Raw genomic sequence first — 26,379 nt, 5'->3', positions numbered from 1 at the left:
CTTTAATCAAGCATCCGCTTCCCCAAAAGGACGTTCATACTGTGCTTCTTTCCACACCTCTATGACCTCCCCTTGAATTTCGGTATCGATGAGAAACGATCCATTGCTATATCGATCACTATTTGATAATCCGAGTGGGAATACTTGATGGATTTCTCCGTTAGATGTCCGGAAATTAACTTTATCCTGCTCATTCACAACAAAGAAGCCTCTCACACGATGTGGCTTACTCTTCAAGTCTCTTAACATGACAAGTCCTCTTTTCGCACGACTTGTCCGTTCAAATTCCAGAAGTCTCATCCGCTTAGCAGCACCACGCTGCGTAATGATAAAGAGCGATGGATTACTTAGCTCATAGAATATTTGACCATTCACCACATATTCATCTTCTTTTAATTGAATCGCTTTTACACCTGCTGCACGTTGGCCAACAACGTTTATTTCTTCTTCAGCATACCATAATCCGAAGCCTTTATTTGACGTAATAAATACATCAGACTTTCCACCTGTTACATGCACACTCACAACTTCATCATCCTGCTTTAAATTTAACGCAATGAGTGACTTCGATTGACGCTGCGCATTATATAGCATTAATTCACTTCGTTTTACCATTCCATTTTTCGTGAAGAACAATAGATATTTGTTTTCCTCAAATTTACGGATGGGAATACATTGAATAATGTGTTCATCTTTATCAAAAGCAACTACATTTGACAGATGCTGCCCAATATCTTTCCAGCGGATATCCGGCAATTCGTGGACAGGAATGATGATATACTTGCCCTTATTCGTGAACAATAACAATTTGTCTGTTGTATTTACTTCCATTAACGATACGAGATGATCCTGATCCTTAATCGCTAAATCCTCACCATTTGAAGCAGTATAAGACCGTAAGCTCGTACGCTTCAAGTAACCATCCTTCGAAATCGATACGAGGACATCTTCGCTTGCAATCATAACCTCGATATTAATTTTTAATTCTTCAATTTTGTCTTCAATCGCTGTTCTTCTTGGATTTTGGAATGTCCGCTTAATCAATCGTAAATCCTTTTTAATTGATTGTAGAAGTACTTTCTCACTTCCAAGAATCGCTTCTAAATCTTCAATTTGTTTGAATAATTCTTCCGCTTCCTTTTGCAGCTGTGTAATATCGGTGTTTGTTAAGCGATAAAGCTGGAGCATCACAATTGCTTCTGCTTGCGCTTCCGAGAAATCATATGCAGCAACAATTCGCTTCTTCGCATCTTGCTTATCCTTTGAAGAACGGATCGTAACAATTAATTCATCAAGAATCGAAATTGCCTTTATTAATCCTTCCACAATATGTGCACGATCTTTTGCCTTTTTCAGGTCAAAGGTTGTTTGTCGTGTTACAACTTCCTTTTGATGCTCAATATAGGCATCGAGTATTTGTGATAGCGATAATAGTTTTGGTGTCCGATCCTGGATTGCTACCATATTGAAATGATAGTTCACTTGTAGGTCGGTATTCTTATATAAGTAATTTAAGATACCTTCACTATTCACTTCTTTCTTCAGCTCAACTACTACCCTTAACCCAGTACGATCCGATTCATCACGAACTTCTGCTATTCCCTCTACCTTGCGATCAAGCCGAAGTTCATCCATTTTCTTAACCATATTTGCTTTGTTCACTTCAAATGGGATTTCCTCAATCACAATCTGTTCACGATTGCCACGAATTTCTTCGATTCTCGCTTTCCCACGAACAATGATTTTCCCACGACCGGTCTCATAGGCCTTCTTTATTCCCTCCACACCCTGTATAATTCCACCTGTAGGGAAGTCTGGTCCTTTAATAACTTTCATTAAATCTTCAATGGTTGCCTCAGGATTGTCGACCTTCATGATAACGGCATCGATTACTTCTGCTAGATTATGCGGGGGAATATCAGTTGCATATCCGGCAGATATTCCTGTTGAACCATTTACGAGTAAATTAGGAAATTTAGCTGGTAGCACTACAGGCTCCAGCGTTGTTTCATCAAAGTTAGGAATAAAATCAACGGTCTCTTTATCAATATCGCGAAGTAATTCCGAAGAAATTGCTGAAAGTCTCGCCTCCGTATAACGCATTGCTGCTGCCGGGTCCCCATCCATACTCCCGTTGTTCCCATGCATCTCAATTAATTCGTTTCTTAATTTCCAATCCTGACTCAAGCGAACCATTGCTTCATATACGGAGGAATCACCATGTGGATGATAATTCCCAATTACGTTACCGACCGTTTTTGCAGATTTACGAAATATTCTATCATGGGTATTCTTTTCTACGTGCATTGCATATAAAATTCTACGTTGCACAGGCTTTAATCCGTCTCTGACATCTGGTAAAGCCCTGTCTTGTATAATATATTTACTATACCTACCGAATCGATCACCAATTGCTTCTTCGAGTGGAAGGTCTAAAAACTTCTCAGGTTGTGACAAACCAACCCCCCCTTATTCCTTTATGATTTTCTCATTTTCTATAATTGTGGCATCTTCTTCCAAACCAAATTTAACATTACCTTCAATCCACTTTCTTCGTGGCTCTACTTTATCGCCCATTAATGTCGTAATTCTCCGATCCGCACGTGCAAAGTCATCGATTGTTACTCTGATTAATGTACGTGTTTCTGGATTCATCGTAGTATCCCATAATTGATCCGCGTTCATTTCCCCTAGACCTTTATATCGTTGTACAGTATAGCCATTTTTAAATTCATGTACCGCCTTTTTCATCTCTTCTTCTTCCCAAGCATAGACAACCTTCTCACTCTTGCCTTTCCCTTTGGAAATTTTGAAGAGTGGTGGTAAACCAATAAAGACTTTTCCAGCTTCGATTAGCTTACGCATGTAGCGATAGAAGAAGGTTAGTAACAATACTTGAATATGCGCCCCATCTGTATCGGCATCCGTCATAATAATCACTTTATCGTATTGTACATCCTCTATATCAAAATCACTACCAACACCAGCACCAATCGTATGAATGATTGTCGAGATTTCCTCATTCTTCATCACATCTTCAAGTTTAGCTTTCTCGGTATTAATGACTTTACCTCTTAATGGAAGTACTGCTTGGAACTTACGGTCTCTTCCTTGTTTAGCAGATCCACCAGCAGAGTCTCCTTCAACCAAATAAAGTTCATTACGTTTTGGATTTCGTGATTGTGCGGGTGTAAGTTTACCACTCAATAACGTGTCTCGTTTCTTCCGCTGTTTACCAGATCTTGCTTCTTCTCTTGCCTTCCTTGCCGCATCACGTGCTTCCTTTGCCTTCAAGGATTTTCTTGTTAGCATTCCAGCGATATCTGGATTCTCTTCAAGGAAATATGCCAGATGTTCGGAAACAATACTATCAACGACAGATCTTGCTTCAATTGTACCAAGCCTGCCCTTCGTCTGACCTTCAAATTGCAACTTATCTTCAGGAACACGAACGGAAATAACTGCGGTCATTCCCTCACGAATATCAGAGCCTTCAAGGTTTTTATCTTTTTCTTTTAAGATCCCTGTTCTTCTCGCATATTCATTAATCGTTCTTGTAATTGCTGTCCTTGCACCAGATTCATGGGTTCCACCATCTCTTGTACGAACATGGTTGACAAACGAAAGCATTGTCTCAGAGTAGCCATCATTATACTGAAAAGCAAATTCAACTTCAATTTCCTGTTGTTCTCCCTCAAAAGAAACAATCGGGCTAAGTGAATCCTTTTCTTCATTTAAGTAACTGACAAATGATTCAATGCCATTTGGATAATGGAACACTTCTTTATTTTCTGTACGTTGATCATTAAGCTCAATCGTAATTCCTTTTAATAAATACGCTGATTCACGTAATCGCTCCGAAATGATTTCATAATCATAAATTAAAGAGGAGAAAATTAATGCGTCTGGTTTAAAATGAATAATGGTTCCATTTTTTTTGGTAGGGCCCTTTTTCACTAATGTAGTAGCAGGCTTCCCGCCATTTTCAAATCGTTGCTTGAAGGTTTGCCCATCACGGAAAATGGTGACCTCTAACCATTCCGACAGTGCATTCACGACAGAGGCACCTACGCCATGTAGTCCACCACTAGTCTTATAGCCACCTTGTCCGAACTTCCCCCCCGCATGAAGTACGGTAAAAATCACTTCTGTAGTAGGCTTTCCAGAGCTATGTATCCCTGTTGGTATCCCTCTTCCACTATCTTCTACAGAAATACTATTATCTTTATGAATTGTCACCTTTATTTCATTTCCGTAACCGGATAACGCCTCATCAACGGCATTGTCTACAATTTCAAATACAAGATGATGTAATCCTCGGCTATCTGTACTGCCAATGTACATTCCTGGTCTTTTTCTAACTGCATCAAGACCTTCTAGAACTTGAATTGAATCATCTGTATATTGGGTTGGTTGATTGGTCAATTGACCATCAACTCCTTTCTTTAGAAAACTTGGGTTTAACCTAAGCCTTTTGGTGACAGACTTAGTTGCACTTATGTAGTAAGAAAGTCGTTATACTTTCTTACTACCAAAAAATCTCATAGCATAATTATCATATCAGAACAAACATTCGTTTGCGATATTAAAAAAAATTATAGTACACTTATATTAGCCCAGAACATGGTAATAAGTATACTATAATTAAGATTTGATTGCATTTGCTGACGAATAGGTCTAATTCAAGTGTATGAATATTTATATTCATTCGAAGAAAAAGGATGACAAAGCATGTCATCCCAAGTCACTCATTATTTCACTAACACTGAATGGACTACCTTTATGCATAAATCCATAATTACTGTAAAATCATGTTCTTTGAGGTAATGATATGCTTCCTCATTCACAATTCCCTGTTGTGCCCAGAAAACTTTTGCATTTGTCATTGTAGCCTCTTTTGCAATTTCTGGCAAATGTTCTGGACGTCTAAACACATTAATAATATCAAAATCTTCGGGAATATCGGTTAATGACGGATACGCTTTTTCACCTAGAACTTCTGTAATGGTCGGATTCACAGGAATAATTCGATACCCATTTTCCTGCATCCTCTTCGCGATTTGATAAGATGTGCGCTCCTGATTATCAGAAAGCCCTACCACAGCAATCGTCTTCGCAGATTCTAATACTTCCTTCAATACTTCTTTTGATGGATTTTCCCAAGTCATGATGTTACCCTCCTTATACCTATCAAGTAAATACAATTTAATTAGAGAAGGAAACCTTTTTCTACCATATCTACCGTTATTATAGCATACGTTTTTTATTATGAACAAAAAAACGGCTACAGAATCGGGAGAATAGGAGATTTCGTATCATTCTTTTGGAAAATTAATTTTTATATACTCTCCTGGTTTACTTCATGCTAAAATGAGAGATGAAGTTGGACGATTCATTAAATGAGAGAGTAGGATGTACGATGGAATATATTTTATTTATCATTGTCGCTTATCTATTAGGATCAATTCCATCCGCCTTAGTCGTTGGTAAAGTCGGATATAAGATTGATGTTCGCGAACATGGTAGTGGGAATTTAGGTGCAACGAATGCCTTTCGTGTTTTGGGAGTAAAGGCTGGGATTATCGTAACATTAGCAGATATTTTAAAAGGAACGATTGCTGTATTAATCCCATTATTATTTGATGTGGAAGTGAATCGTTTAATTATAGGGATTTTCGCAGTTCTAGGTCATACTTATCCTCTTTTTGCTAAATTTAAAGGTGGAAAGGCAGTTGCAACCTCTGGTGGAATAATATTAGGGATAAATCCGTTGCTATTTCTTTTCATTATTATTACATTCATTTTAACCTTGTATATCTCGAAATATGTTTCATTATCTTCAATGATTACAGGGGTAGTTGGTACGATTATTGCTATATTTTTCCGAGATATCAGTCTAACCATTGTAATTGCCTTACTTACAATTTTTGTTATTTATCGACATCGGGAAAATATTAAGCGAATACGAAAGGGAACAGAGCCTAAAATTAAATGGATGGGATGATTCATTCAATTGATTCATCCTATTTTTTCACGTATAATTAAGGGAGATTTAAAGAAAACATAAGCTGGAGATGAAGATTCGTCCATGAAATATATATTTATCGGTCTAATTCAGTTTTACCGTAAAGTCATAAGTCCCTTTACACCAGCTACTTGCCGGTTCTATCCAACATGCTCCGAGTATGGTTTAGAAGCTTTCAAACGCTTTGGGGCAATGAAAGGTTCTTATTTAACGGTTAAAAGAATCAGTAAGTGTCATCCCTTACATCCAGGAGGAGTAGATCTAGTCCCTGAAAAAAAGGAAAAAAATTAGAAAACTAAGGTTTAACCAAGCCTTTCGGTGACAGCCTTAGTTGCACTTATGTTAACTAATAAATAAGAACAGGATTTTTTAGCCGCTCTTATTTATTTTCTGTATTCATTAAATTAAACCGGGATAATTGATCCCATTTTCCTTCATTACGTAATACCTCCTCTTGGTGCACTCCAAATAAATCAAAGTGTGGGTACTGCTCCCTCATGTCAATCCAATTTTCCTCTAGACCGTATTTCCTACCCCATGTTTTTAATTTTTCGATATCACTACAGCCGACTTTTGTAACTGTGTTACAATTAGGAAATCGCTCATCTTGCCAATAATGGGTAAGAAAATCAATTTCCCCATTTTCGACATTTTTCTTCCATGCCATTAATTCTTCTCGTTTTATTCCAAACGCCATTACAATTCTCCCTCCATACTCGTAAGGTATGCTTGATGCCATTCTGGAAAGGATCTCCGTAATGATAAAGGGCGAAATGTATCTTTCCTGACAATAACATGCTTGGTTGTTCCACTCACAGCAATTTCTCCGCGCTCATTTATTACATGATAGCCATATGTTGTTCGAAGACCATCATATTCCTCTACCCATGTTTCAACAAACGTACTCTCTCCATATTTCACAGGTTTCTTGTATGAAATTTGCACATCAATGACCGGTGATACTACGTTTTCAGCTTCCATTTTTGCATAACTTAATCCTAAGCTTTCGATATATTTTGTCCGACCTATTTCAAACCACACCAAATAATTGGCATGATAAACAACACCCATCTGGTCTGTTTCTTGATATCTTACCTCAATGGGTGTACGCACTTTATTCAAAATTAGTTCCCCCTATTATTCAAATACTTCTACTATCTTATCATAAAATAAAATGATTAGAAAATTGAGAGTTGTACTTAGTACTAAATAAAAGAACCTAATTCCATATAACTGGATATAGGTTCCCTTCATAATTATTAGATGATATTTTGTTAAATTTCATCTTTTATTTCTTCACGCATTCCTTCAATTGCTTGTTCTCGACGTTTATTTTTAGCTTTAATTTGTTCTTTTTCCACTCCATTTGAAAATTGCATCGTTTCATTTGCTTCTTCAATATTTTCGATCGTATTGTATATCGCACTTTCTAATTTGCTTGCATTGTCACTTCGATCATCAGGTTTCGGTTGGTTGAAGTTATCAGTCATTTTCATTCTCCTTTCTATTGATATTATCTTACCTAGAGATATCTAAATTATACGAGAAAAAATGTCCCTTTCTTAACATGCAAGAAAGGGACATAGGAATTAGTTTTCATTCACTTTCAATGATTGATGCATTCTCATTTCTAAATTTTGCTCAATTTTATCCAGTAATAGACGATCTTGTAATATTTGTCTTCGATTTTCTTGAACAAGCTCAGCAAATGTAGTTTTCTTTTTCAATGAGATAGCGATTCACTCCTTGTTTAAGAGCATTATCCATCAAATCTGACCCAATAGTAAATGCCCTGTTTGCTCTGCATTCTACCTAATAGATGCTTCACATTATTTAGAAGTATCGCCATATTTATTAAAAATTATAATAATGAAACAAAAGAAATTAATTTAAGGTATGGAGCATTTCTTCCATAAATTCATATGTCATCGGTCCAACCCTTCTAGGCTGCTGAATAATGCCATCGGTTCCGATGAAATACGTCGTCGGGATTGTATAAACCCCATATTCCTTGCTTATGACTCCTTCTACATCCATTGGAATCGTATATGTATAAACAGAATCATTAATAAAATCGCGTACCTTTTTGTCTTTTTCCTTGAAATTAATTGCGATTACTTCGATTTCATCATGATAATTATCGTAAAATTGCTGCATTGCTGGCATCTCTTCTTTACATGGTGGACACCATGTCGCCCAGAAGTTCAATATTACTTTTTTGCCACGAAGATCCGATAGTTTGAACAGTGAGCCGTCCGCTGCTTCAAGTTCAATTTCCGGTGCTAGTTCACCTGGTTCAATGCCGACGCTCTCTATCGGGGCAATCGAGCCACCCTGTATGCTTGTATCACCACTAACATCATACTCATTGTTATTTGTTTCCGTTATTTGATTTATATTTTGATCGATAATGTTTGCGATTAATATTCCAACTAAAACTAATAAGATTGTTAATCCTGCCATTTTTTTATACATTGTTCAACACCCCTAGAGTTTGTCCATGTACCAAAGAAAAAGTAACACAATAACTAAATGGTATGGAACTTCACCAATTTTGTAAAGGGATTCATTTAATTGTTCGTAAAAATTTCGTAAATACTTCTTTTGTTTCAAAATTTGTGGATTGGAATATACTTCGCTAATATAGCAGGATTGTATCCATTGTCCAGAAAAATCGTCATCATACTAGAAAAAGCGTCCTATTATTAAGATAGAACGCTTCTCCAAATAATTTATGCTCCTATTTTTTCTCGTAACACCATTTGTAGAATCCCACCATGACGATAGTAATCAATTTCTACATCACTATCGAAACGTGCGATAACTTCAAAGTCTGTCGTTTTTCCTGCTTCATCTGTCGCAGTTACTTTTAGTAAATCATGGGGTTTAACACTTTCATCAATTTCCACATTAAAGGTTTCTTTACCTGTTAAACCAAGTTTCTCAGGATTTTGCCCTTTTTGAAATTGTAGCGGTAATACCCCCATCATTACAAGGTTTGAACGGTGAATACGTTCAAAGCTTTCAGCAATAACGGTTTTAATTCCTAATAAATTCGTTCCTTTTGCTGCCCAGTCTCGTGAAGAACCCATACCATAATCTTTTCCACCGAATACGATTAATCCAGTACCAGCCTCTTGATACTTCATTGCCGCATCATAGATTGGCATTACTTCTCCTGTTGGCCAATACGTTGTATAGCCACCTTCAGTATTAGGTGCAAGCTTATTACGAATACGTATGTTAGCGAACGTACCACGCATCATAATTTCATGGTTTCCACGACGCGAACCATAAGAATTAAAGTTTCTAGGTGATACACCCTTCTCTTGTAAATACTTTCCTGCTGGCATGTCTTTCGCAATCGCTCCAGCTGGTGAGATATGGTCCGTAGTAACAGAATCGCCAAATTCACCAATTGCACGCAAATCATTTAAGGCTTCAACTGTACCCGCATTTTTCGCCAATCCTTCAAAGAATGGTGGGTTTTGAATGTAGGTTGAATCATCATCCCACTCAAATAATGCTTCATCAGTTGTTTCAATTTCATTCCATTGATCATTGGAATTGAATACATTTTCATATTCTTTACGAAAAATCTCCGGTGTGACTACCTTATTAACTTCTGCTTTTATTTCTTGCATTGATGGCCAAATATCACGAATATAGACAGGATTTCCATCTTTACCGGTACCAATCGCATCTTTCGTTAAATCTATATCAACGGTACCTGCTAGTGCATACGCAACAACAAGCGGTGGGGATGCTAAATAGTTTGCTTTGACTAACGGATGGATCCGTCCTTCAAAGTTACGGTTACCAGATAGTACAGAAGATGCAATCAAATCACTTTCCATAATCGCTTCTTCTATTTCCTCACGTAATGGACCAGAGTTTCCGATACATGTTGTACAACCATATCCAACTAAATTAAATCCTAATTGATCTAAATAAGATTGTAATCCAGCATCTTCTAGGTAACGTGTAACAACTTTAGAACCTGGTGCTAATGATGTTTTAACATATTCAGGTACTTTTAGACCTTTTTCAACAGCTTTTTTCGCTACTAATCCAGCACCTAACATAACATATGGATTCGAAGTATTCGTACAAGATGTAATGGCAGCAATTGCTAATGAACCAGTTTTCATTACAGATGTATTGCCACTTGGATGTGCAATCGTTACAACTTTATCAAATTCAGATTTATCTAAGCCATAGCCTTGGTTTCCTTCTTTTGCAGTGATTGCTCTATTAAATTCCTTTTGCATATTTGATAAGGAAATCAAATCTTGTGGACGTTTAGGTCCGGACAGATTTGGTTCAAGTTCAGAAAGATTAATTTCAATAACTTCAGTATAATCTGGATCCGCTTGATCTGAAGAATACCATAGATTATTTTCTTTACAATATGTTTCAACCAAATCAATTTGTTCTTCACTTCGACCTGTTAAACGTAAATAACTTAATGATTCCTCATCTACTGGGAAGAAGCCACATGTTGCACCATATTCTGGCGCCATATTTGAAATTGTTGCTCGGTCTGCTAACGGCATGTCTTTTAATCCAGGACCAAAATACTCAACAAATTTTCCAACAACATTTTCGGCACGCAATACTTGTGTTACTTTCAATGCAAGATCTGTCGCGGTTGTTCCATCTGGGAAACTTCCTGTAAATTTAACACCGATTACTTCTGGTTGTGGGAAATAAGATGGTTGTCCAAGCATTCCTGCTTCTGCTTCAATACCACCTACACCCCAGCCAAGTACACCTAAACCATTGATCATAGTTGTATGTGAATCCGTTCCAACTAATGTATCAGGATATGCATCATACTCTCCATTATCTTTCTTGATACCATGGACAACATTGGCAAGGTACTCCAGATTCACTTGGTGAACAATCCCAGTTGCTGGAGGTACTGCCCGATAGTTATCAAATGATTTTTGTGCCCAATTTAAGAACTCATAGCGCTCAGCATTACGTTTGAATTCTAGGTCCATATTCGCATGTAGTGCGTTTGCTGTTCCGTATTGGTCAACTTGTACGGAGTGATCAATAACTAGATCAACGGGAACTTCAGGGTTTATTTTATTCGGATCTCCACCGATATCAACCATTGCTTTTCTTAGTGATGCAAGGTCAACGACCGCAGGTACTCCAGTGAAATCTTGGAGGATAACACGCGATGGCTTAAATGGCACGTCGACACCTTTAACTTCCTTATTTCCCCATTTTGCGAGTGCTTCAACATGCTCATCCTTAATTTGACGGTCATCATGCTGACGAATTACTGATTCTAAGAGCACACGAATGGAGAATGGTAAACGATCAACTTTACCAATCCCAGCTCCTTCTAATGCCTTAATTTGGTAATAGTTATACTTTTTCCCATGTAATTCAAATTGCTTTTTTGCTTGAAATGCATTTTCATTACTCATGCAAGTTACCCCTTTCAAACTTCATTGTTTTTTCAAATTTTCAGTAAAATAATTGATTATTATTTCTTTTAAGAGACTCTCTTTCAAACTAATAATCTTGGAAAGCCCCTTTACTATACATCTTATCGTATTCGTTTACATAAGACAATTAATTCAAGTGCTTCGATATATATTAAAAAGTTATGTAGGATGATAACTTTTTCTTATATAAAAACATTATTATTGTTCATCTTTGTTATTGTGTTTGTAAAAACGAATAAAAATACAGTATTTGTTCCCCTGTAGTAAACTATGAGGAGAATATATTGAGATAATGTGAACGATTACATCAATTTTACCATATGGGGAACAAGGGGCATGCACACCAATCACTTACATGATAATATTCCTATACCAATATGAATAGATAACTATTTTTATTTAGGAAACGTTAATTGAAATGTACTTCCCTTTTCTGCATTTTTTAGAATCGTTAATTTTGCATGATGTCTATCTAATATTTGCTTTGTTATTAGTAAGCCTAAACCTGTTCCGTTTTTTTTCGTCGTAAAAAATGGCTCACCTAATTTCTCTAATACATCATCCGAAACGCCTGGGCCCTCATCCATGATCGAAACGATAACTTTAGATTCACTGGATACAACACGAATGGTAATTTCTCCTGGGCTCTCCATCGCTTCAATCGCATTTTTAACGATATTGATCAATACCTGCTTAATTTGGGTCCGATCACATAGAATAGAATCTAATTTCCGGCAATTTATTACAATATCGATGTTTTTCATTCTTGCTTGTGGCTGAAGTAAACGGACTACATCTTCAATCATATTTTTTATCGATTCTATGTTTCTATCATCCGTGACTGGCTTCGATAGAAATAATAGTTCGGATGTAATCTTCTCCATCTTCTCAATCTCATCTAACATGATACTGTAATACTTGTCCTTATGTCTTACTCCCGCTTGTAGCAGTTGTAAAAATCCTTTAATTGAAGTAAGTGGGTTTCTAATTTCATGTGCGATTCCCGCAGCAATCTGACCTGAAATGGACATTTTTTCCGAGCGAATCATCAATTCCTCCACTTGCCGCTTATCTGTAATATCCTTTTGTAAGGCGATATAATAAGTAATGCCACTCGAATCATCGATTAACTTTTGGACCGTGCATTCTGTTGTTACATACTTTCCATTTTTATGAAGTAGGTTAATAATAAATTGCTGCCTCTGGTTTATATTTCGGTTTAAATGATGTGCCAGATAATCAACGTCTTCTGGATACATCCGATCATACCAAGAAGAACCGATTAGCTCAGATTTATCAATCCCTAATAACCGTTCAATCGCATCCGAAATAAAGAGCATCTTTCCTTCATGATTCCAGACCGTTATGATTTCATCTCGATTATTTTCAATCCATCGAAACATAAATTCGGGGATCTTTCCAAAATCCAAGTCACCAGCTTTAGATACATCACTGGGTTGCAGTGCAATATGCTTTTCGACATTATCTGGTTTTATTCCTTCAGAATCCATCAAACTCCTCCTTTTTTCTACATTTACTGCCCTCTAGATTTAGTATATGGAGAATCCGATAAGATATGATACTTGTCTGTCTTTAAAAAGACCACTATAATAATAATTACAGTATAATTTAATTTATCTGATTACATGTATCTTACTATAAACGATAATAAAAATGAATTAATATCTGCTGAAAAGTAACATTTCTAAAAAAAAAAGGGAAAAGGTGACATAATGGGGGCTTTGCTTGTGTTATGGGGAATATTGCTAATTAGCTTAATGGCCATTGGTGGATTCTTCATGTTTCGTAAATTCCTTAAGAAACTACCAAAAGAAGACGGAAAATCTATGATGGACTGGGAAGAATATTATATGGAAAAGACAAAGCATATGTGGGGGGACAACGAAAAAGGATTACTAGAAGAATTAGTTTCACCTGTACCGGAATTATTTCGCGACGTAGCCAAACATACGATTGCTAGTAAAATTGGCGAAGTATCCCTGGAAAAGAAGCAAAGGAAAATAACACAAGAAACCGTTATCGAAGGTTATATTATCGCAACTCCAAAACGCGATCATAAATTTCTAAGAAAGAAATTAAAAGAAAAGAAAATAGATGTGACACCATATGAACATCTATTCGAGCTTTCTCAAAGTAGTTATCGAGATAACTGGCAGGCACGATATAAAAAAGATATGCAGTAGAAGAAATCTGCTGCATATCTTTTTTAATGTTCTTTTTTAATTTGATAGTATTGATAAAGCATTGAAAGTCTCCAGGTCACAATCATACCTAGTGCCAGAAGAAAGAACATACCGCTTGTTTCCCCTACGGAAATATAACTGCCGATAATTAATTTAATGATAATACGAACGATTAAGAGACTGAAAAGAATTATCGGGAATGCCCGCGATGGTACTAAATAAATTTCCCCATTATGCACTTCGAACTTCGATGTCCTGATTAAAAAAACGGAAAAAATGATTCCGATTCCAATTGCTTCAAGCACTTGAATCCAACCTACACGAAATACTGGGAATAAAAACATAAAAGCACCCGTACTCATCATTAATGGCGGAAGAATAATTTTTCTTATAGAAGCAGGCTTCTTTGCTGCTCTTAAACGAATAAATATCATGGTAATAGCCATCATTGCTGCTACCACTGTACTCGCAATCACCCAGAACATGATTATCACACTTTCTGACTTTAGAATTTACAGAGATATTAATCAGTCGTATTTAATATACGATTAATTGTAGCTAACACACTATGCTCATCAAATGGTTTCACAATAAAATCTTTTGCACCTGCTTCTATTGCTTCAACAACTACTTTTTGCTGTCCTATTGCCGAGCAAACAATAATTTTCGCTTCTTCATCTAATTTAATAATTTCTTTAATTGCATCAATTCCATTCACAATCGGCATTGTAATGTCCATTGTAATGATGTCGGGATGTAATTCCTTAAAAAGTTTAATAGCCTCTTCACCATTTACCGCTTCACCTATGATTTCATGATTATCTTTACTTAACATCGTGGAAAGGGTTATTCTCATGAATTTAGCATCATCGGCTATTAGTATTTTTGCCATTAAATTTTCCTCCTAAATGGTACACTTCATTTGTTGATTGTTAGCATTGGTCTTCAAGGAAAATTGGATAGATTGAAATCATTAAAAACCTGAGAAACCAAACCAGCCTGCTAGGAATGCTGTTAATTTAGTCATCCAATCAAAAAAGAGCGCAATACCCATAAATATCATAACATATCCGCCAATTTTTACTATAGGACCACTATACTTTTTAATCCAAGTAAAATTTCCAATGAAAATGGACAATAAAATAAACGGAATAGAAAAACCTAGCACATAAGAAATCATCATGACCATCCCCGAGCTCGGATCTGTTGCTGCAAGTGAAAATACAATCATGAGAATCGGTCCAGTACATGGTGTCCATCCTAAAGAAAACGCCATCCCAATAATAAACGAACCAATAAATCCTGTTGGGCGATTTTTAAAATGAATCTTCCTATCCTTCATCAAAAACTGAAAATTAAAGATTCCAACAATGACTAGCCCAAAGAAAACAATTAAGATTGCTCCAATTTGTCTTATCAGATTCCGATTTGTCATTAAAAATTCAGAAATATAATTTGTAGAGAATCCAATCATCATAAAAATACTTGAGAATCCAAGCAAGAAACTTATTGTATGTAATAATGCCTTTTTATTTACCTTCTTATTCTCTTCTTTCACTTCACTTATACTCATTCCAGTAATATAAGATAAAAATACCGGATAGAGAGGCAGTACACATGGTGATACAAAAGATAAAAAGCCTGCCCCAAACGCAAGAAACACATTAATTTCTGACAAAAAAATCCCCCCCTATAGTCATCCCACTCCCATTATTTTAACAGAAGTAACCGGTTTAATAACTTCTGAATTCGACAAAAGGTTGAATTAACAAAAATCATCCGCAATAAGTATTCAAATACCCCTCCAATTATGTGAAGGGGTATTCCATACAATTTTTTATAAACTTATCTGATATTTATAATTGCTATTTTTTATCAGTTTGATTATTCATTGCACGCATCATTTGATTGATTTTCTTCTGCGATGGTTTTTGTCCCATCTGCATCATTAGCGTACGTAGCATTTGCTCATTAATTGGTGGATTCTTTTTCAAGTAATTCATCATGTATTTTCTTGCAATGAAAAATCCAAGAGCAACACCAGCAATTAATGCTACTATAGCAATTAGCACGACCCAAATTACGTCCATTTCTAGATTTTCCTCCTTCGTGTTGTCTCTTATACAGTATATTAAATCAGCGCGAAGAATACAATACTAGATTTTCTGGATCACTATTTAGTTTTGTATTTGGCGAAATCCATCCATAGTTTTCATGCTTCCTGCCAATCACAAATAATAAAGCGTCAAATTTTCTTAGTACTGGAAACAATAATTCTTCCGCATCATGTAGAGACTCACAACGAAAGTTTAAACAGTTTTTATTTATATGTAAAGTAATTGACTTCCTTTTATTAAATATTTCTATTCTAGTTTGCTCCGTTTTGTGCGAAACATTCTTTGGAAGAAAATTATCTACGTAATATTCTATATTCTTTTGGATAAATTTATTTGTTATATATAGAAACTGACCATGCAAATAGAGCTGTCCACTGTTTTGTTCATACTCCTTGAGAAAACGATATAATATATCACTTTTATGATAATAATGGTTAGCAATTTCTTCTCTAATACGATAGATAGAATACTCAAACATTACAATCGCTCCCTTTTAATCTATATTATACATATTCTATTTACGAATCATGTCAAATCGTATTGCGAACGAACACTAGTTTTGTCGATTAAAGATCCAAGGGACATGGGTTGGTTCGACGTTGGGTAAGTCTTCCTTAGATTGTTCTGTAGTGAGGGAAGTCTCGCTTTATATACTTTTTTTACCTACCATAGATAGAAAAAAGATGACTTCGCTATCGAAGTCATCTTCATTATTCACATACTTAATGATTCCTATTCCTTGCTTGCATATCTCTTACTTTTTGCGGTGTAACATCATTGCCAGCTGGATCAATTACCGTCATCGTTTTTAAATGATTTTTAAACGAGCTGCGTACATTTTTTAAATATGCTTCTCTTAAATCTTTTTGCTCTTGTTTCTCTATGTCATTTAGTCCTTCATTTTTGGCTTTTCTTGCAAGCTCATTAATACGACCTAATTTATCTTGTGAAAGCATCAAAACTATCCTTTCTTATTTAAAATATAAAAATTAGAAAACTTGGTTGCACTTAACTACTAAAAAACAAGAACCCATCTAACTATGTTCTTGCTTTTTTAATAGTACTATTTACTTTACGGTTATTCAAGCATTTGATACTCCTGGTATCTTCGATGGACGGTAGCTTTTGATACATCATAACCTAATCCATTTAATACTTTCGTTATTTCCGCAAAGGTTAAATTTTTTTCCTTCAATCTGACTACCTCTTCAATTGGAAATACTATCCGTTCCCTGCCCGGTGCTTTATCTTGATTTGTAAGATTTTTACTAGGATCATAGCCAGCTGCAACTGCCTTTTTCATACCTCGTTTAATTTTCATGTTATGAATTTTACGCTGATATTCCTCTACTACCCCAACGATTTGTAGTACCATAGAATCAGATTCCGAAAGTTCTAATTCACCATCTTGTGTAGCCGTAAATATACGAACGTGTAATTTGTATAATTGATGGAATAAAGCGATTTTCGTGTTTCCGCGCCCTAATCTAGTTTCATCCTGAATTAACAGACAATCTGCCTCGTTAGCAGAGAAATAGTCGAGCATTCGGAATATACCTTCTCTTTCTATATCATATCCGCTCTGTTTCTCTTCAATGCAATCTACTACAGTAATTTGATGTCTAGCAGCAAGCGCAAGTAATTCCTCTTTCTGCCTTACCAAAGACGTTTCTTGTGTAACCTTATCCGTGCTTACGCGACAATATAATATAGCCTTCACCTTGGTAATACCCCTTAATATAATTAAATTTTAGCCACTAATTATCATTGAAAAATATAGAAACCCTAAAGTTAATGCAAAAGCAACTAAATAAAATATATCTGTTTTTGTGATTTTTTCAAACATATAAATTCCTCCCTAATTGGTTTTACAGAACCTTTGTTCGCTGTTCGTTAATTTTATTATCACACGAACACATGATCTTGTCAACGTTTTTTTCGAACGAATGTTTGCTTAGTTTTATATATAATGATAAACTATTAATAATAAATCCTATGTGTGAGGTGTATAATTGATGACAAAACTTTCAAATCGACAACAAATGATACTCGATTTTATTAAGAGTGAAGTTAGTAGCAAAGGCTATCCGCCGTCTGTTCGGGAAATAGCAGTAGCCGTTGGACTTGCATCAAGCTCTACTGTCCATGGTCATCTTGAGAGATTAGAGAGTAAGGGCTTTATTAGACGAGATCCAACAAAACCGAGAGCAATTGAAATTCTTAATCAAGCAGAAGATAGCAATATACCAAAAGATATTGCACGATATGCACCAGTAATCGGGAAAGTTACTGCTGGTGTTCCAATTACTGCAGTAGAGAATATCGAGGAATTCATTCCGCTTCCAAGCTCTACTTCGAGCCCGGATGATAATCTATTTGTCTTAGTTATTGATGGGGAAAGTATGATAGAGGCAGGGATACTAGACCGGGATATGGTAATCGTCAAGCAACAGAATACCGCGAATAATGGAGATATCGTTGTTGCAATGACAGAAGATAATGAAGCAACAGTAAAAAGATTTTTTAAAGAGAAGAACCACATCAGACTACAGCCGGAAAATGCGACGATGGAACCACTCATATATGATAATGTCAGCATCCTTGGCAAAGTCATTGGCCTATATCGAACCATTCATTAAGTTAGAAAACTTGGTTGACAGCCCTAGTTGCTCTTATGTAGGAACAAAAGCGCAAGCGCCCGTTTGAGCTGTGTACGAACTTCTCCTTGCCTTTTGAGATAAAGGAAACATGCCCCTTCACTTTAGAGGTATGCCGACGTTGGCGAAGCCTGATTTTAGTCGGCCTTCCTTAATCTAGGGAGTCAATGTTGGCTTATCGTACGGAGGTGAGGGAAGTCTCGCTACAGCTTTAGCGCTGGAGCTGGACGTGGCTGTTTCGGTAATTTAGTTATCCACAGCGTCCAATTTTATAGTTTCCTAAGCTATAAGAAAAAAGCTTCGAACAAGAGGATGTCCCTCGTTCGAAGCTTTTTCGTTAATAATGCGATTTAATATTGTGTAATATACTGTTCTCGTTCCCAAGGATGGACTTGGGTCTTAAACATTTCCCATTCAATCTCTTTCGCTTCCACGAAATTCTCAAATAGATGTTTGCCAAGTGATCTTACAATGGTTTCATCTTTCTTTAATAGCTCAAGCGCATCTGCTAGTGTACTTGGTAAATCTTCTATACCATTTTCTTCACGTTCTTCTTTCGTCATTACGTAGATATTGCGATCTACAGCTTGTGGTGCCACTAATTTATTTTCTACACCTTCTAACCCAGATGCAAGTAGTACAGAAAGAGCCATGTATGGATTTGCAGATGGGTCTACACTCCGTACTTCAACACGTGTACTTAATCCGCGTGAATTAGGAATTCGCAGTAATGGGCTTCTATTTGAACCTGACCAAGCAACATAGCAAGGTGCTTCATATCCTGGTACCAATCGTTTATATGAATTTACAATCGGGTTTGTTACTGCTGTGAATCCAGTTGCATGCTTCATAATTCCCGCAATGAATTGATATGCAACATCACTTAATTGTCTTTCCCCTTTTTCATCTAAAAAGACATTTTTTCCATCTTTAAATAATGACATGTTAACATGCATCCCAGACCCAGCTACACCGAATAATGGCTTCGGCATAAAGGTTGCATGGAGATTATATTTTCTTGCAATCGTTTTTACTACCAATTTAAAGGTTTGAATATCGTCAGCATGTTTTACTGCATTGGAATATTTAAAATCTATTTCATGTTGTCCAGGAGCTACTTCATGATGGGATGCTTCAATTTCAAATCCCATTTCTTCAAGTTCTAATACAATATCTCGACGACAGTTTTCTCCAAGATCAGTAGGAGCTAAATCAAAATAACCACCATGATCATTAAGCTCTAATGATGGATCACCGTTTTGGTCTAGTTTAAATAAGAAGAACTCTGGTTCTGCACCAATATTAAAGGTATCGAATCCTAATTCAGCCATCTTCTTTAAATTACGTTTTAAATTATATCTTGGGCAGCCTGCGAAAGGTGTTCCATCTGGATTATAAATATCACAAATAAATCTAGCTACTTTTCCTTTGTCAGATGTCCATGGGAATACAACGAATGTATCTAAATCTGGATATAAATACATATCTGACTCTTCAATTCGTACAAAACCTTCAATTGAAGAACCATCGAACATCATTTTATTCGATAATGCTTTATCTAATTGACTTAATGGAATTTCCACATTTTTAATGCTACCGAACATATCTGTAAATTGAAGTCGAATGAATCTTACGTTTTCTTCTTTAATTTTTTTCGTAATTGCTTCTTTCGTAAACTGTCCCACTAATTTTCCTCCTTGAATCATTTCAAAAATACTTACTCTAATGTTTCACAATTGTTTAACGGTTGACAAAAAACCTTGATAGCTCTCCTTGTCTAATGCTTACTCTGCCATTCATGCCAAGATGGTTCAATTCTGTTCTCAGGATATTTCGAAGCTGTTTGTCCGTTAAATCTGTCTTTGCTACCTGCTCTTTCTCTTCTTGCTTAAGTTCATCTTGCAGCATGATTTTTATACCCGCAAGATTAAGACCATTATCCAATAGATTTTTTATCTCTAGCAGTTTATCAACATCATTAAATGAAAATAATCGTTGATTACCAGCTGTTCGTTCTGGAGATATTAATTCATGTTCTTCATAATATCTAATTTGACGAGCAGTGAGTTCGGTCAATTTCATGACAATGCCAATTGAAAACAAAGGCATTGAACGACGATCCTGATCATTCAAACCATTACCCCCAACTAATTGATAGGTTAATTATATTGTATGTAAGGTTAGCTGTCAATTATTTGTTAGATAACCTTACATCAAGAACACTTTTTTATAGTAATGAAACATGTTAGCATATCTTAACGCTCCAGAGAAACACTTGGCATGCTGCGGGCGGGAATCAACAAGCTACAAAACTGTCTATGACTCTCCATTACAATAACCGATGAAAATTGAGTAAGTAAAAAAGAGCCTTTTTGGACTCTTTTCTTGTATTCCCTAAATAAGTTTTATAAAACCCTGATTTACCAAACTTTTTACTGCTTCTATTAATGCTATTTTCACATGCTCATATGTTAGTCCACCTTGAACAAACGCCGTATACGGTGGACGAATCGGACCATCAGCAGATAATTCGATGCTTGATCCCTGAATAAATGTCCCTGCAGCCATAATTACTTTATCTTCATAGCCAGGCATTTCACTTGGATACGGAGTCACATAAGAGTTCACTGGTGAATTTCGTTGTATCGCTTGACAGAAGGCGATCATTTGCTCTGCATCTGGAAAAGTGACGGATTGAATTAGATCCGTACGATTTGCTTGATAATGTGGTGACGTTTTAAAACCTATCAATTCAAGAAATCTAGCCGTAAATATTGCGCCCTTCAATGCTTGTCCAACGACATGTGGCGCTAAAAATAACCCTTGGTACATTTCTTGCAACATATTAAAGGTTGCGCCAGTTTCCTTGCCAAGACCCGGTGCAGTTAAGCGGTTTGCACATTGATTAATTAGATCTTCTCGCCCAACAATATAGCCACCTGCACGAACGATACCTCCACCAGGATTCTTAATTAAAGAACCTGCCATAATATCCGCGCCAACATGAAGTGGCTCCTGTTCTTCTACAAATTCACCATAACAATTATCAATAAAGATAATAATATTAGGGTTTATCTCTTTTACAAATCGGATTGCTTCTGCAATTTCCTGAATTGTAAATGATGGGCGATCATCATATCCTTTCGACCGTTGAATACCAATCACCTTCGTATCAGCTGTAATCGTATTTTTAACAGCTGGTAAGTCAATTTCACCTGCATCTGTTAGGCTTACTTCCTGATACTTAATATGATAGTCTTTTAATGATCCAGTATTGTTTCCCCTAATGCCGATTACCTCTTCCAGCGTGTCATAAGGTTTTCCAGTAATATAAATCAGTTCATCATTTGGCCTTAATAAACCAAATAATGTCGTCGCAATTGCATGTGTGCCAGAAACGATTTGTGGTCGGACAAGTGCATCCTCCCCACCAAAGACTTCTGCATAAACAGCTTCCAATGCATCACGGCCTAGATCATCATAACCATAGCCTGTTGTTGAGCTAAAATGGCTATCACTAATACGATTACTAATAAATGCGTCAAGCACACGTTTCTGATTTTTTTCAACGATTTCATTCATTTTCTGATGTACGAAACTACAATCTAATTCTGCTTGTTTTACCAATTCTTCAATCATGTTCATTATTTCTCCTCTTTTTACTTATTGCTGTTTTACTCTGCATCTGTTTTTGTCATATAATTTATCGGGTGTTCTTTCCGAATATAGCCATAAATAATGTATTTATTTTTCGTTTCGTCAAATATCTTCTTTGTAATAATTGTTTCGCGCTCAAGTTTAGAAATTAATTTCCCCTTATCTGGGTCTAGTTCGACCGCATAGCTTTCCCATAATTCCTTAAGAAGCCCTTCAATCTCAAGCAGCACACGTTGTACATCATTTTCATCGTATGCACTAATGATCAGATATGGATGATTCAATGGAATAACAGCGTCTTTGATTAAATCCTTTTTATTATAGATCGTAAGTACAGGGATTTGCTGTGCGTGTAAATCATCAAGTAATTTTAAAACTGTCTTCTGTTGCTGTACTTGATCTTCATGCGATCCATCAACAACATGTAAAAGCAGATTTGCAGCGGAAACCTCCTCTAATGTCGAACGGAAGGAAGCGATCAATGATGTTGGTAATTCCTGAAGAAAGCCAACTGTATCGGTGATCAATGCTTGGAAACCGGAGTTAAGCTGTAATTTCCGTGTTAATGGATCAAGTGTTGCAAATAATTTATTTTCCTCTAACGTATTACTTGCTGTTAATCGATTAAACAAGGTAGATTTGCCTGCATTCGTATATCCAACAACAGCAATTTGGAATACCTCGTTAATCTTCCTTCGCTTCCTATACTGTTCCCGGGTACGAACCACTAATTTTAGTTTTTGTTTAATATCATGGATTTTGTTTTTAATATGACGTCGATCGGTTTCTAATTTGGTTTCCCCGGGTCCTCTCGTGCCAATACCTGCTCCTAGACGCGACATGGCAATCCCTTGTCCTTGAAGCCTTGGCAACAAATATTCCAATTGTGCCAGTTCGACCTGCAGCTTCCCTTCTCTTGTCCGAGCTCGCTGAGCAAAGATATCTAGGATCAGCTGACTCCGATCGATGATTCGAACCTCGAAACGATTTCCTAAATTCCTTAACTGACTCGGTGACAGCTCATCATTCGATATGACAAGATCTATTTCCAATGTATCAATTTCCTGTTTAATTTCTTCAATTTTTCCTTCCCCGATATATGTAGCCGGATGGATTCGATTGCGATTTTGCGTGATTACACGTACTACTGTTCCACCAGCTGTTTTTCCTAGTGAAACAAGTTCATCTAACGAAGAATGAAACCTTTCCTCCTGCTGGCCATCTTTTTTAACTGCGATAACTAGGATTTTCTCTTTGGACATGTAACGACCTCTTTCTTTTGAAGAATCTCTTTCTAACAGAACTGTTCTACATCTATTAATATGAAAGCATCCTTATGTATCCTATCTATTCCTCCATCATAACAAAAAGGGAGGTATTTACAAAATTAGAGTATGCAATTAGAGATAGATGGATCCTCAGCAACGAATCATCACTGAGGATTTTCTAATATGTTCACTCATTTCCGTAAATCACATGTAGTTACGCTATTCACTAGTATTCAATCATCCATCTGCAAGTCTTTTGCCGTAATTTGGGTCAGGTCTTCCGATGTATAGCGCTCTTCCTGTAATAACCTTACAGCATGCATCCGAATCGCATGTTCAATTACGTTCCGTACATAACGGGCATTGGAAAAGTTGCGTACACTTCCACCTGTTTTCTTATATAATTGATTTCTGAGCTCCCATTCCGCTTCCTTTGTTAATTCATATTCCCTTTCACCTACCATTTGTTTTGCAATTTCTAATAATTGATCGACCCCATAATCTTCAAAATTTAAGATAAAAGGAAATCTCGACTGTAAACCAGGATTTAATAATAGAAATTTATCCATTTCATAAGGATATCCTGCAAGAATTAAGACAAAATCGTTATGATGGTCCTCCATATGCTTCACTAAGGTATCGATTGCTTCCTTGCCAAAATCCTTTTCTCCACCACGTGCTAATGAATATGCTTCATCAATAAAAAGTACACCACCCATTGCTTTCTGGATGATTGCGCGCGTCTTTTGTGCGGTCTGACCAATGTATTCACCAACCAAATCCGCTCGTTCCGCCTCAACAAAATGTCCTTTTGATAATATATTCATATTAAAATATACTTTGGCAAGCTTTCTCGCAACTGTAGTCTTACCAGTACCGGGATTACCTTTAAATAGCATGTGGAGTACTTGCTTGGAGCTTTTTAAGCCTAGCTCTTTCCGTTTTTCATTGATAATGATTGTCGCATAGATCTCTTTAACCGTCATTTTTAACTTATCCATGCCAATAAATGAAGAAAATTCATGATCAATCGCTTTATATTGTTCATTCTTACTAAATTCTAACGGATTCTTTCGCTCTACATTTGGTTTATTATTATTGTTATGCAATATAATATTTATTTGACCATTTCGATTACGGTTCAATTGTGATTCCACGTTATCACCCCTTTAGTCAACCTTAGTATACGCATAAGGGAAAAAAGTTGTGACAAACGCCTAAGTTTCAAAACCAATGGAAAACGGACGCCATTGCTAGCGTCCGTTTTCCACTTACTCATTTTCTAATGATACATTTTTAACAGGAGCAAAGGTAGAAATAGCATGTTTAAATATAAGCTGTTGTTTCCCGTCGGTTTCAAGTAATACCGTGAAATTATCAAATGCCTTCACAATCCCTCTTAATTGGAAACCATTTGTAAGGAATACAGTAACTGAAATATGATGTTTTCTTAATTGATTTAAATATTGATCTTGAACATTTACAGTTTGCGCCATCGTACTTCCTCCTCTATTTATCTATACTATAACCATTCTACTTTTTTTCTAAAATCCCTGCTAAATCGTCAAAAATCATTTTAAACTTTTCATTTATGCTGCTCGGCGAGAGCGAATACCAGCTAATATCCATTTTGTTTTTAAACCATGTATATTGTCGTTTCGCATACCTTCTTGAATTACGCTTTAAAAGCTCAATTGCTAGCTCTTCGCTTTCTTCACCCTTGAATAATGGGATAAACTCTTTATAGCCAATTGCTGTCATTGCCTGGCTATTTTCTAGACCTCGATCATAGTGATCTTTTACTTCCTTGACAAGTCCCGTCTTGATCATTAAATCAACCCTTTGATTGATTCTTTCGTACAACCGTTCCCTCTCCATCTCTAACCCGAGTAATATTAGGTTGTACGGGGATTCCACTACTTGCTCCTGTTGATACGCCGTCATCGTCATTCCAGTTGTTTCATAGATTTCAAGCGCTCGAATCACCCTTCGATGGTTATTCGGATGGATTTTCTTCGCTTGTTCGGGATCAATTTCTTCCAGACGATGATATAATGGCATAATTCCTTCCTGCTCAATCATCCGCTCTAGCTTACTTGTTAGTGTGTCATCTCTTTTTTGCTCAGCAAAATTATAGTTATATAATGCCGCCTGTATATAAAGACCACTACCACCGACGATAATCGGCAATTTCCCTTTAGCGGAAATCTCATCAATATACTTCTGAACGTAATATTGATAATCTGCGACAGAAAAGACTTCATCCTCATTTAAGATATCGATCATATGATGAGGAATTCCCTCCATTTCTTCCTCGCTTATCTTCGCCGTTCCAATATCAAAACCTTTGTATACTTGCATCGAATCTCCGCTGATAATCTCTCCATTAAATCTTTTGGCGATTTCGATACTCAGCTTCGTTTTCCCTACCGCAGTTGGACCAACGATAGCTACTACTGTTTTTTTCATTCGTTTTCCCCTAAATTCTATTCTTTTTATTCAAATGCGAGATAGCTTTTTAACATCCATACATATTTTTCTAATTTCCCTTGTAATGTTGCTAATAAATCGAATGTTGGATCATCGTTCTGCTCTTCGCTGAGAGGTATTCCTGCTTGATGAATTTCTGCAATCATCTGCTCGAAATCCTCGATCAATTGTGCAATGATCTCATTTTCTTTATCGTCTGCATTCGCCTCAACTAATGTCGTTTCCTTTAAATACTTGACCATTGTTGCAAGTGGCTTGCCATCAATCATTAGAATTCGTTCTGCAATTTCATCGATATCACTAGCTATTACCTTATACATTTCCTCAAATTTCTCGTGTAAAAGGAAGAAATGTCTCCCTTGAATAAACCAATGATATCGATGGAGCTTAATATACAGGACAACATAATTTGATAGCAGTTGATTTAAAAAATTGATCAGCTTTTGATTTTCCATGCTGCACCTCGATGTTTTATTACTAGGATTACCCGAGATGG

At 36.3% G+C, this 26,379-nt stretch carries 29 protein-coding genes; 4 read left to right on the top strand and 25 right to left on the bottom strand.

The genetic code is table 11. The annotated features are described in order from the left end of the window. Nucleotides 1-6 precede the first annotated feature (6 nt). The 3 genes from parC to CWR48_RS07665 all read right to left on the bottom strand — a co-directional run bounded on the left by parC (nt 7) and on the right by CWR48_RS07665 (nt 5,168). Nucleotides 7-2,457, bottom strand: coding sequence for a DNA topoisomerase IV subunit A (gene parC, locus CWR48_RS07675; protein WP_115772660.1), 2,451 nt, complete (start codon nt 2,455-2,457; stop codon nt 7-9). A gap of 12 nt (nt 2,458-2,469) precedes the next feature. After that, on the bottom strand, nt 2,470-4,425 hold the full coding sequence (gene parE, locus CWR48_RS07670; RefSeq protein WP_115772659.1) for a DNA topoisomerase IV subunit B: 1,956 nt from the start codon (nt 4,423-4,425) through the stop codon (nt 2,470-2,472). 326 nt (nt 4,426-4,751) lie between these two features. Beyond that, nucleotides 4,752-5,168, bottom strand: coding sequence for a CoA-binding protein (locus CWR48_RS07665; RefSeq protein WP_115772658.1), 417 nt, complete (start codon nt 5,166-5,168; stop codon nt 4,752-4,754). Between the two features lie 251 nt (nt 5,169-5,419). Here CWR48_RS07665 and plsY point away from each other — a divergent pair, with 251 nt between their 5' ends. Both plsY and yidD read left to right on the top strand, forming a co-directional pair. Continuing rightward, nucleotides 5,420-6,004 carry a glycerol-3-phosphate 1-O-acyltransferase PlsY gene (gene plsY / locus CWR48_RS07660; protein ID WP_115772657.1) on the top strand — a complete coding sequence of 195 codons (585 nt, stop codon included), beginning with the start codon at nt 5,420-5,422 and terminating at the stop codon, nt 6,002-6,004. An 84-nt stretch (nt 6,005-6,088) separates the two neighbouring features. Continuing rightward, a complete protein-coding gene (gene yidD / locus CWR48_RS07655) occupies nt 6,089-6,316 on the top strand; it encodes a membrane protein insertion efficiency factor YidD (RefSeq protein ID WP_115772656.1) in 228 nt (75 codons plus the stop codon). An 88-nt stretch (nt 6,317-6,404) separates the two neighbouring features. On the opposite strand, the gene CWR48_RS07650 is transcribed toward yidD, so the two are convergent. The 7 genes from CWR48_RS07650 to CWR48_RS07620 all read right to left on the bottom strand — a co-directional run bounded on the left by CWR48_RS07650 (nt 6,405) and on the right by CWR48_RS07620 (nt 13,001). After that, a complete protein-coding gene (locus CWR48_RS07650; protein ID WP_115772655.1) occupies nt 6,405-6,722 on the bottom strand; it encodes a hypothetical protein in 318 nt (105 codons plus the stop codon). Then, entirely contained in the window at nt 6,722-7,147 is a 426-nt protein-coding gene (locus CWR48_RS07645; protein WP_115772654.1) for an acyl-CoA thioesterase, read from the bottom strand. Before CWR48_RS07645 ends, CWR48_RS07650 begins: the two co-directional genes overlap by 1 nt. 152 nt (nt 7,148-7,299) lie before the next feature. Beyond that, nucleotides 7,300-7,515, bottom strand: a complete 216-nt coding sequence (gene tlp, locus CWR48_RS07640; RefSeq protein ID WP_115772653.1) for a small acid-soluble spore protein Tlp — start codon at nt 7,513-7,515, stop codon at nt 7,300-7,302. Nucleotides 7,516-7,614: 99 nt separating this feature from the next. Continuing rightward, on the bottom strand, nt 7,615-7,752 hold the full coding sequence (locus CWR48_RS07635; RefSeq protein ID WP_342772440.1) for an FbpB family small basic protein: 138 nt from the start codon (nt 7,750-7,752) through the stop codon (nt 7,615-7,617). 157 nt (nt 7,753-7,909) lie between these two features. After that, on the bottom strand, nt 7,910-8,500 hold the full coding sequence (locus tag CWR48_RS07630) for a TlpA family protein disulfide reductase (RefSeq protein WP_115772651.1): 591 nt from the start codon (nt 8,498-8,500) through the stop codon (nt 7,910-7,912). A gap of 257 nt (nt 8,501-8,757) precedes the next feature. After that, the gene (gene acnA, locus CWR48_RS07625; RefSeq protein WP_115772650.1) at nt 8,758-11,469 is read right to left on the bottom strand and encodes an aconitate hydratase AcnA; all 2,712 of its coding nucleotides are present in this window, start codon (nt 11,467-11,469) and stop codon (nt 8,758-8,760) included. A 416-nt stretch (nt 11,470-11,885) separates the two neighbouring features. Continuing rightward, a complete protein-coding gene (locus tag CWR48_RS07620) occupies nt 11,886-13,001 on the bottom strand; it encodes an ATP-binding protein (RefSeq protein WP_245976760.1) in 1,116 nt (371 codons plus the stop codon). Between the two features lie 222 nt (nt 13,002-13,223). Here CWR48_RS07620 and CWR48_RS07615 point away from each other — a divergent pair, with 222 nt between their 5' ends. Beyond that, nucleotides 13,224-13,694, top strand: coding sequence for a DUF2621 family protein (locus CWR48_RS07615; RefSeq protein WP_115772649.1), 471 nt, complete (start codon nt 13,224-13,226; stop codon nt 13,692-13,694). A 23-nt stretch (nt 13,695-13,717) separates the two neighbouring features. On the opposite strand, the gene CWR48_RS07610 is transcribed toward CWR48_RS07615, so the two are convergent. The 7 genes from CWR48_RS07610 to CWR48_RS07580 form a co-directional block, all read right to left on the bottom strand. Then, nucleotides 13,718-14,179 carry a CcdC family protein gene (locus CWR48_RS07610; protein ID WP_115772648.1) on the bottom strand — a complete coding sequence of 154 codons (462 nt, stop codon included), beginning with the start codon at nt 14,177-14,179 and terminating at the stop codon, nt 13,718-13,720. 38 nt (nt 14,180-14,217) lie between these two features. Continuing rightward, the gene (locus CWR48_RS07605; RefSeq protein WP_115772647.1) at nt 14,218-14,586 is read right to left on the bottom strand and encodes a response regulator; all 369 of its coding nucleotides are present in this window, start codon (nt 14,584-14,586) and stop codon (nt 14,218-14,220) included. Between the two features lie 81 nt (nt 14,587-14,667). Further along, entirely contained in the window at nt 14,668-15,372 is a 705-nt protein-coding gene (locus tag CWR48_RS07600; protein WP_115772646.1) for a cytochrome c biogenesis CcdA family protein, read from the bottom strand. Between the two features lie 187 nt (nt 15,373-15,559). Further along, nucleotides 15,560-15,784: a YneF family protein gene (locus CWR48_RS07595; RefSeq protein WP_115772645.1), complete on the bottom strand. Its 225-nt coding sequence runs from the start codon at nt 15,782-15,784 to the stop codon at nt 15,560-15,562. A gap of 46 nt (nt 15,785-15,830) precedes the next feature. After that, complete coding sequence (gene sirA / locus CWR48_RS07590; protein WP_115772644.1) at nt 15,831-16,289, bottom strand: sporulation inhibitor of replication protein SirA; 459 nt, start codon at nt 16,287-16,289, stop codon at nt 15,831-15,833. A gap of 244 nt (nt 16,290-16,533) precedes the next feature. Next, entirely contained in the window at nt 16,534-16,767 is a 234-nt protein-coding gene (locus CWR48_RS07585; protein WP_115772643.1) for a DUF896 domain-containing protein, read from the bottom strand. 122 nt (nt 16,768-16,889) lie between these two features. Then, on the bottom strand, nt 16,890-17,531 hold the full coding sequence (locus CWR48_RS07580; RefSeq protein ID WP_115772642.1) for a YneB family resolvase-like protein: 642 nt from the start codon (nt 17,529-17,531) through the stop codon (nt 16,890-16,892). A 295-nt stretch (nt 17,532-17,826) separates the two neighbouring features. Between CWR48_RS07580 and lexA the strand changes: the two genes are divergently transcribed. Then, the gene (gene lexA / locus CWR48_RS07575; protein ID WP_115772641.1) at nt 17,827-18,450 is read left to right on the top strand and encodes a transcriptional repressor LexA; all 624 of its coding nucleotides are present in this window, start codon (nt 17,827-17,829) and stop codon (nt 18,448-18,450) included. A gap of 368 nt (nt 18,451-18,818) precedes the next feature. On the opposite strand, the gene glnA is transcribed toward lexA, so the two are convergent. The 8 genes from glnA to CWR48_RS07535 all read right to left on the bottom strand — a co-directional run bounded on the left by glnA (nt 18,819) and on the right by CWR48_RS07535 (nt 26,338). Further along, the gene (gene glnA, locus CWR48_RS07570; RefSeq protein ID WP_115772640.1) at nt 18,819-20,174 is read right to left on the bottom strand and encodes a type I glutamate--ammonia ligase; all 1,356 of its coding nucleotides are present in this window, start codon (nt 20,172-20,174) and stop codon (nt 18,819-18,821) included. A gap of 34 nt (nt 20,175-20,208) precedes the next feature. Further along, entirely contained in the window at nt 20,209-20,601 is a 393-nt protein-coding gene (locus CWR48_RS07565; protein WP_115772639.1) for a MerR family transcriptional regulator, read from the bottom strand. Between the two features lie 261 nt (nt 20,602-20,862). Continuing rightward, nucleotides 20,863-22,107, bottom strand: a complete 1,245-nt coding sequence (locus tag CWR48_RS07560; protein ID WP_115772638.1) for a methionine gamma-lyase family protein — start codon at nt 22,105-22,107, stop codon at nt 20,863-20,865. Nucleotides 22,108-22,142: 35 nt separating this feature from the next. After that, nucleotides 22,143-23,387: a GTPase HflX gene (gene hflX, locus CWR48_RS07555; protein WP_115772637.1), complete on the bottom strand. Its 1,245-nt coding sequence runs from the start codon at nt 23,385-23,387 to the stop codon at nt 22,143-22,145. 239 nt (nt 23,388-23,626) lie between these two features. Further along, nucleotides 23,627-24,550, bottom strand: coding sequence for a stage V sporulation protein K (gene spoVK, locus CWR48_RS07550; RefSeq protein WP_115772636.1), 924 nt, complete (start codon nt 24,548-24,550; stop codon nt 23,627-23,629). Nucleotides 24,551-24,664: 114 nt separating this feature from the next. Further along, the gene (gene hfq / locus CWR48_RS07545) at nt 24,665-24,889 is read right to left on the bottom strand and encodes an RNA chaperone Hfq (protein WP_115772635.1); all 225 of its coding nucleotides are present in this window, start codon (nt 24,887-24,889) and stop codon (nt 24,665-24,667) included. A 37-nt stretch (nt 24,890-24,926) separates the two neighbouring features. Then, the gene (gene miaA / locus CWR48_RS07540) at nt 24,927-25,862 is read right to left on the bottom strand and encodes a tRNA (adenosine(37)-N6)-dimethylallyltransferase MiaA (protein ID WP_115772634.1); all 936 of its coding nucleotides are present in this window, start codon (nt 25,860-25,862) and stop codon (nt 24,927-24,929) included. Between the two features lie 26 nt (nt 25,863-25,888). Further along, nucleotides 25,889-26,338, bottom strand: a complete 450-nt coding sequence (locus CWR48_RS07535) for a Dps family protein (protein WP_115772633.1) — start codon at nt 26,336-26,338, stop codon at nt 25,889-25,891. Between the last annotated feature and the right edge of the window lie 41 nt (nt 26,339-26,379).

It is taken from the genome of Oceanobacillus arenosus (assembly GCF_003369575.1).
Taxonomy (GTDB): Bacteria; Bacillota; Bacilli; order Bacillales; family Amphibacillaceae; genus Oceanobacillus; species Oceanobacillus arenosus.
The sequence above is the reverse complement of the archived record's forward strand: the minus strand, read 5'-3'. Positions and strand labels throughout refer to the sequence as shown.

Excerpts from the sequence above, each read along its gene's own strand:
- CWR48_RS07610 (WP_115772648.1), bottom strand. The coding sequence starts at position 14,179 with ATGTTCTGGGTGATTGCGAGTACAGTGGTAGCAGCAATGATGGCTATT.
- CWR48_RS07630 (WP_115772651.1), bottom strand. The coding sequence starts at position 8,500 with ATGTATAAAAAAATGGCAGGATTAACAATCTTATTAGTTTTAGTTGGA.
- CWR48_RS07615 (WP_115772649.1), top strand. The coding sequence starts at position 13,224 with ATGGGGGCTTTGCTTGTGTTATGGGGAATATTGCTAATTAGCTTAATG.
- tlp (WP_115772653.1), bottom strand. The coding sequence starts at position 7,515 with ATGACTGATAACTTCAACCAACCGAAACCTGATGATCGAAGTGACAAT.
- CWR48_RS07535 (WP_115772633.1), bottom strand. The coding sequence starts at position 26,338 with ATGGAAAATCAAAAGCTGATCAATTTTTTAAATCAACTGCTATCAAAT.
- miaA (WP_115772634.1), bottom strand. The coding sequence starts at position 25,862 with ATGAAAAAAACAGTAGTAGCTATCGTTGGTCCAACTGCGGTAGGGAAA.
- CWR48_RS07650 (WP_115772655.1), bottom strand. The coding sequence starts at position 6,722 with ATGGCGTTTGGAATAAAACGAGAAGAATTAATGGCATGGAAGAAAAAT.
- hflX (WP_115772637.1), bottom strand. The coding sequence starts at position 23,387 with ATGTCCAAAGAGAAAATCCTAGTTATCGCAGTTAAAAAAGATGGCCAG.
- CWR48_RS07595 (WP_115772645.1), bottom strand. The coding sequence starts at position 15,784 with ATGGACGTAATTTGGGTCGTGCTAATTGCTATAGTAGCATTAATTGCT.
- yidD (WP_115772656.1), top strand. The coding sequence starts at position 6,089 with ATGAAATATATATTTATCGGTCTAATTCAGTTTTACCGTAAAGTCATA.
- CWR48_RS07620 (WP_245976760.1), bottom strand. The coding sequence starts at position 13,001 with ATGGATTCTGAAGGAATAAAACCAGATAATGTCGAAAAGCATATTGCA.
- CWR48_RS07665 (WP_115772658.1), bottom strand. The coding sequence starts at position 5,168 with ATGACTTGGGAAAATCCATCAAAAGAAGTATTGAAGGAAGTATTAGAA.
- CWR48_RS07605 (WP_115772647.1), bottom strand. The coding sequence starts at position 14,586 with ATGGCAAAAATACTAATAGCCGATGATGCTAAATTCATGAGAATAACC.
- glnA (WP_115772640.1), bottom strand. The coding sequence starts at position 20,174 with ATGATTCAAGGAGGAAAATTAGTGGGACAGTTTACGAAAGAAGCAATT.
- acnA (WP_115772650.1), bottom strand. The coding sequence starts at position 11,469 with ATGAGTAATGAAAATGCATTTCAAGCAAAAAAGCAATTTGAATTACAT.
- CWR48_RS07585 (WP_115772643.1), bottom strand. The coding sequence starts at position 16,767 with ATGCTTTCACAAGATAAATTAGGTCGTATTAATGAGCTTGCAAGAAAA.
- hfq (WP_115772635.1), bottom strand. The coding sequence starts at position 24,889 with ATGGCGCAAACTGTAAATGTTCAAGATCAATATTTAAATCAATTAAGA.
- plsY (WP_115772657.1), top strand. The coding sequence starts at position 5,420 with ATGGAATATATTTTATTTATCATTGTCGCTTATCTATTAGGATCAATT.
- lexA (WP_115772641.1), top strand. The coding sequence starts at position 17,827 with ATGACAAAACTTTCAAATCGACAACAAATGATACTCGATTTTATTAAG.
- CWR48_RS07560 (WP_115772638.1), bottom strand. The coding sequence starts at position 22,107 with ATGATTGAAGAATTGGTAAAACAAGCAGAATTAGATTGTAGTTTCGTA.
- sirA (WP_115772644.1), bottom strand. The coding sequence starts at position 16,289 with ATGTTTGAGTATTCTATCTATCGTATTAGAGAAGAAATTGCTAACCAT.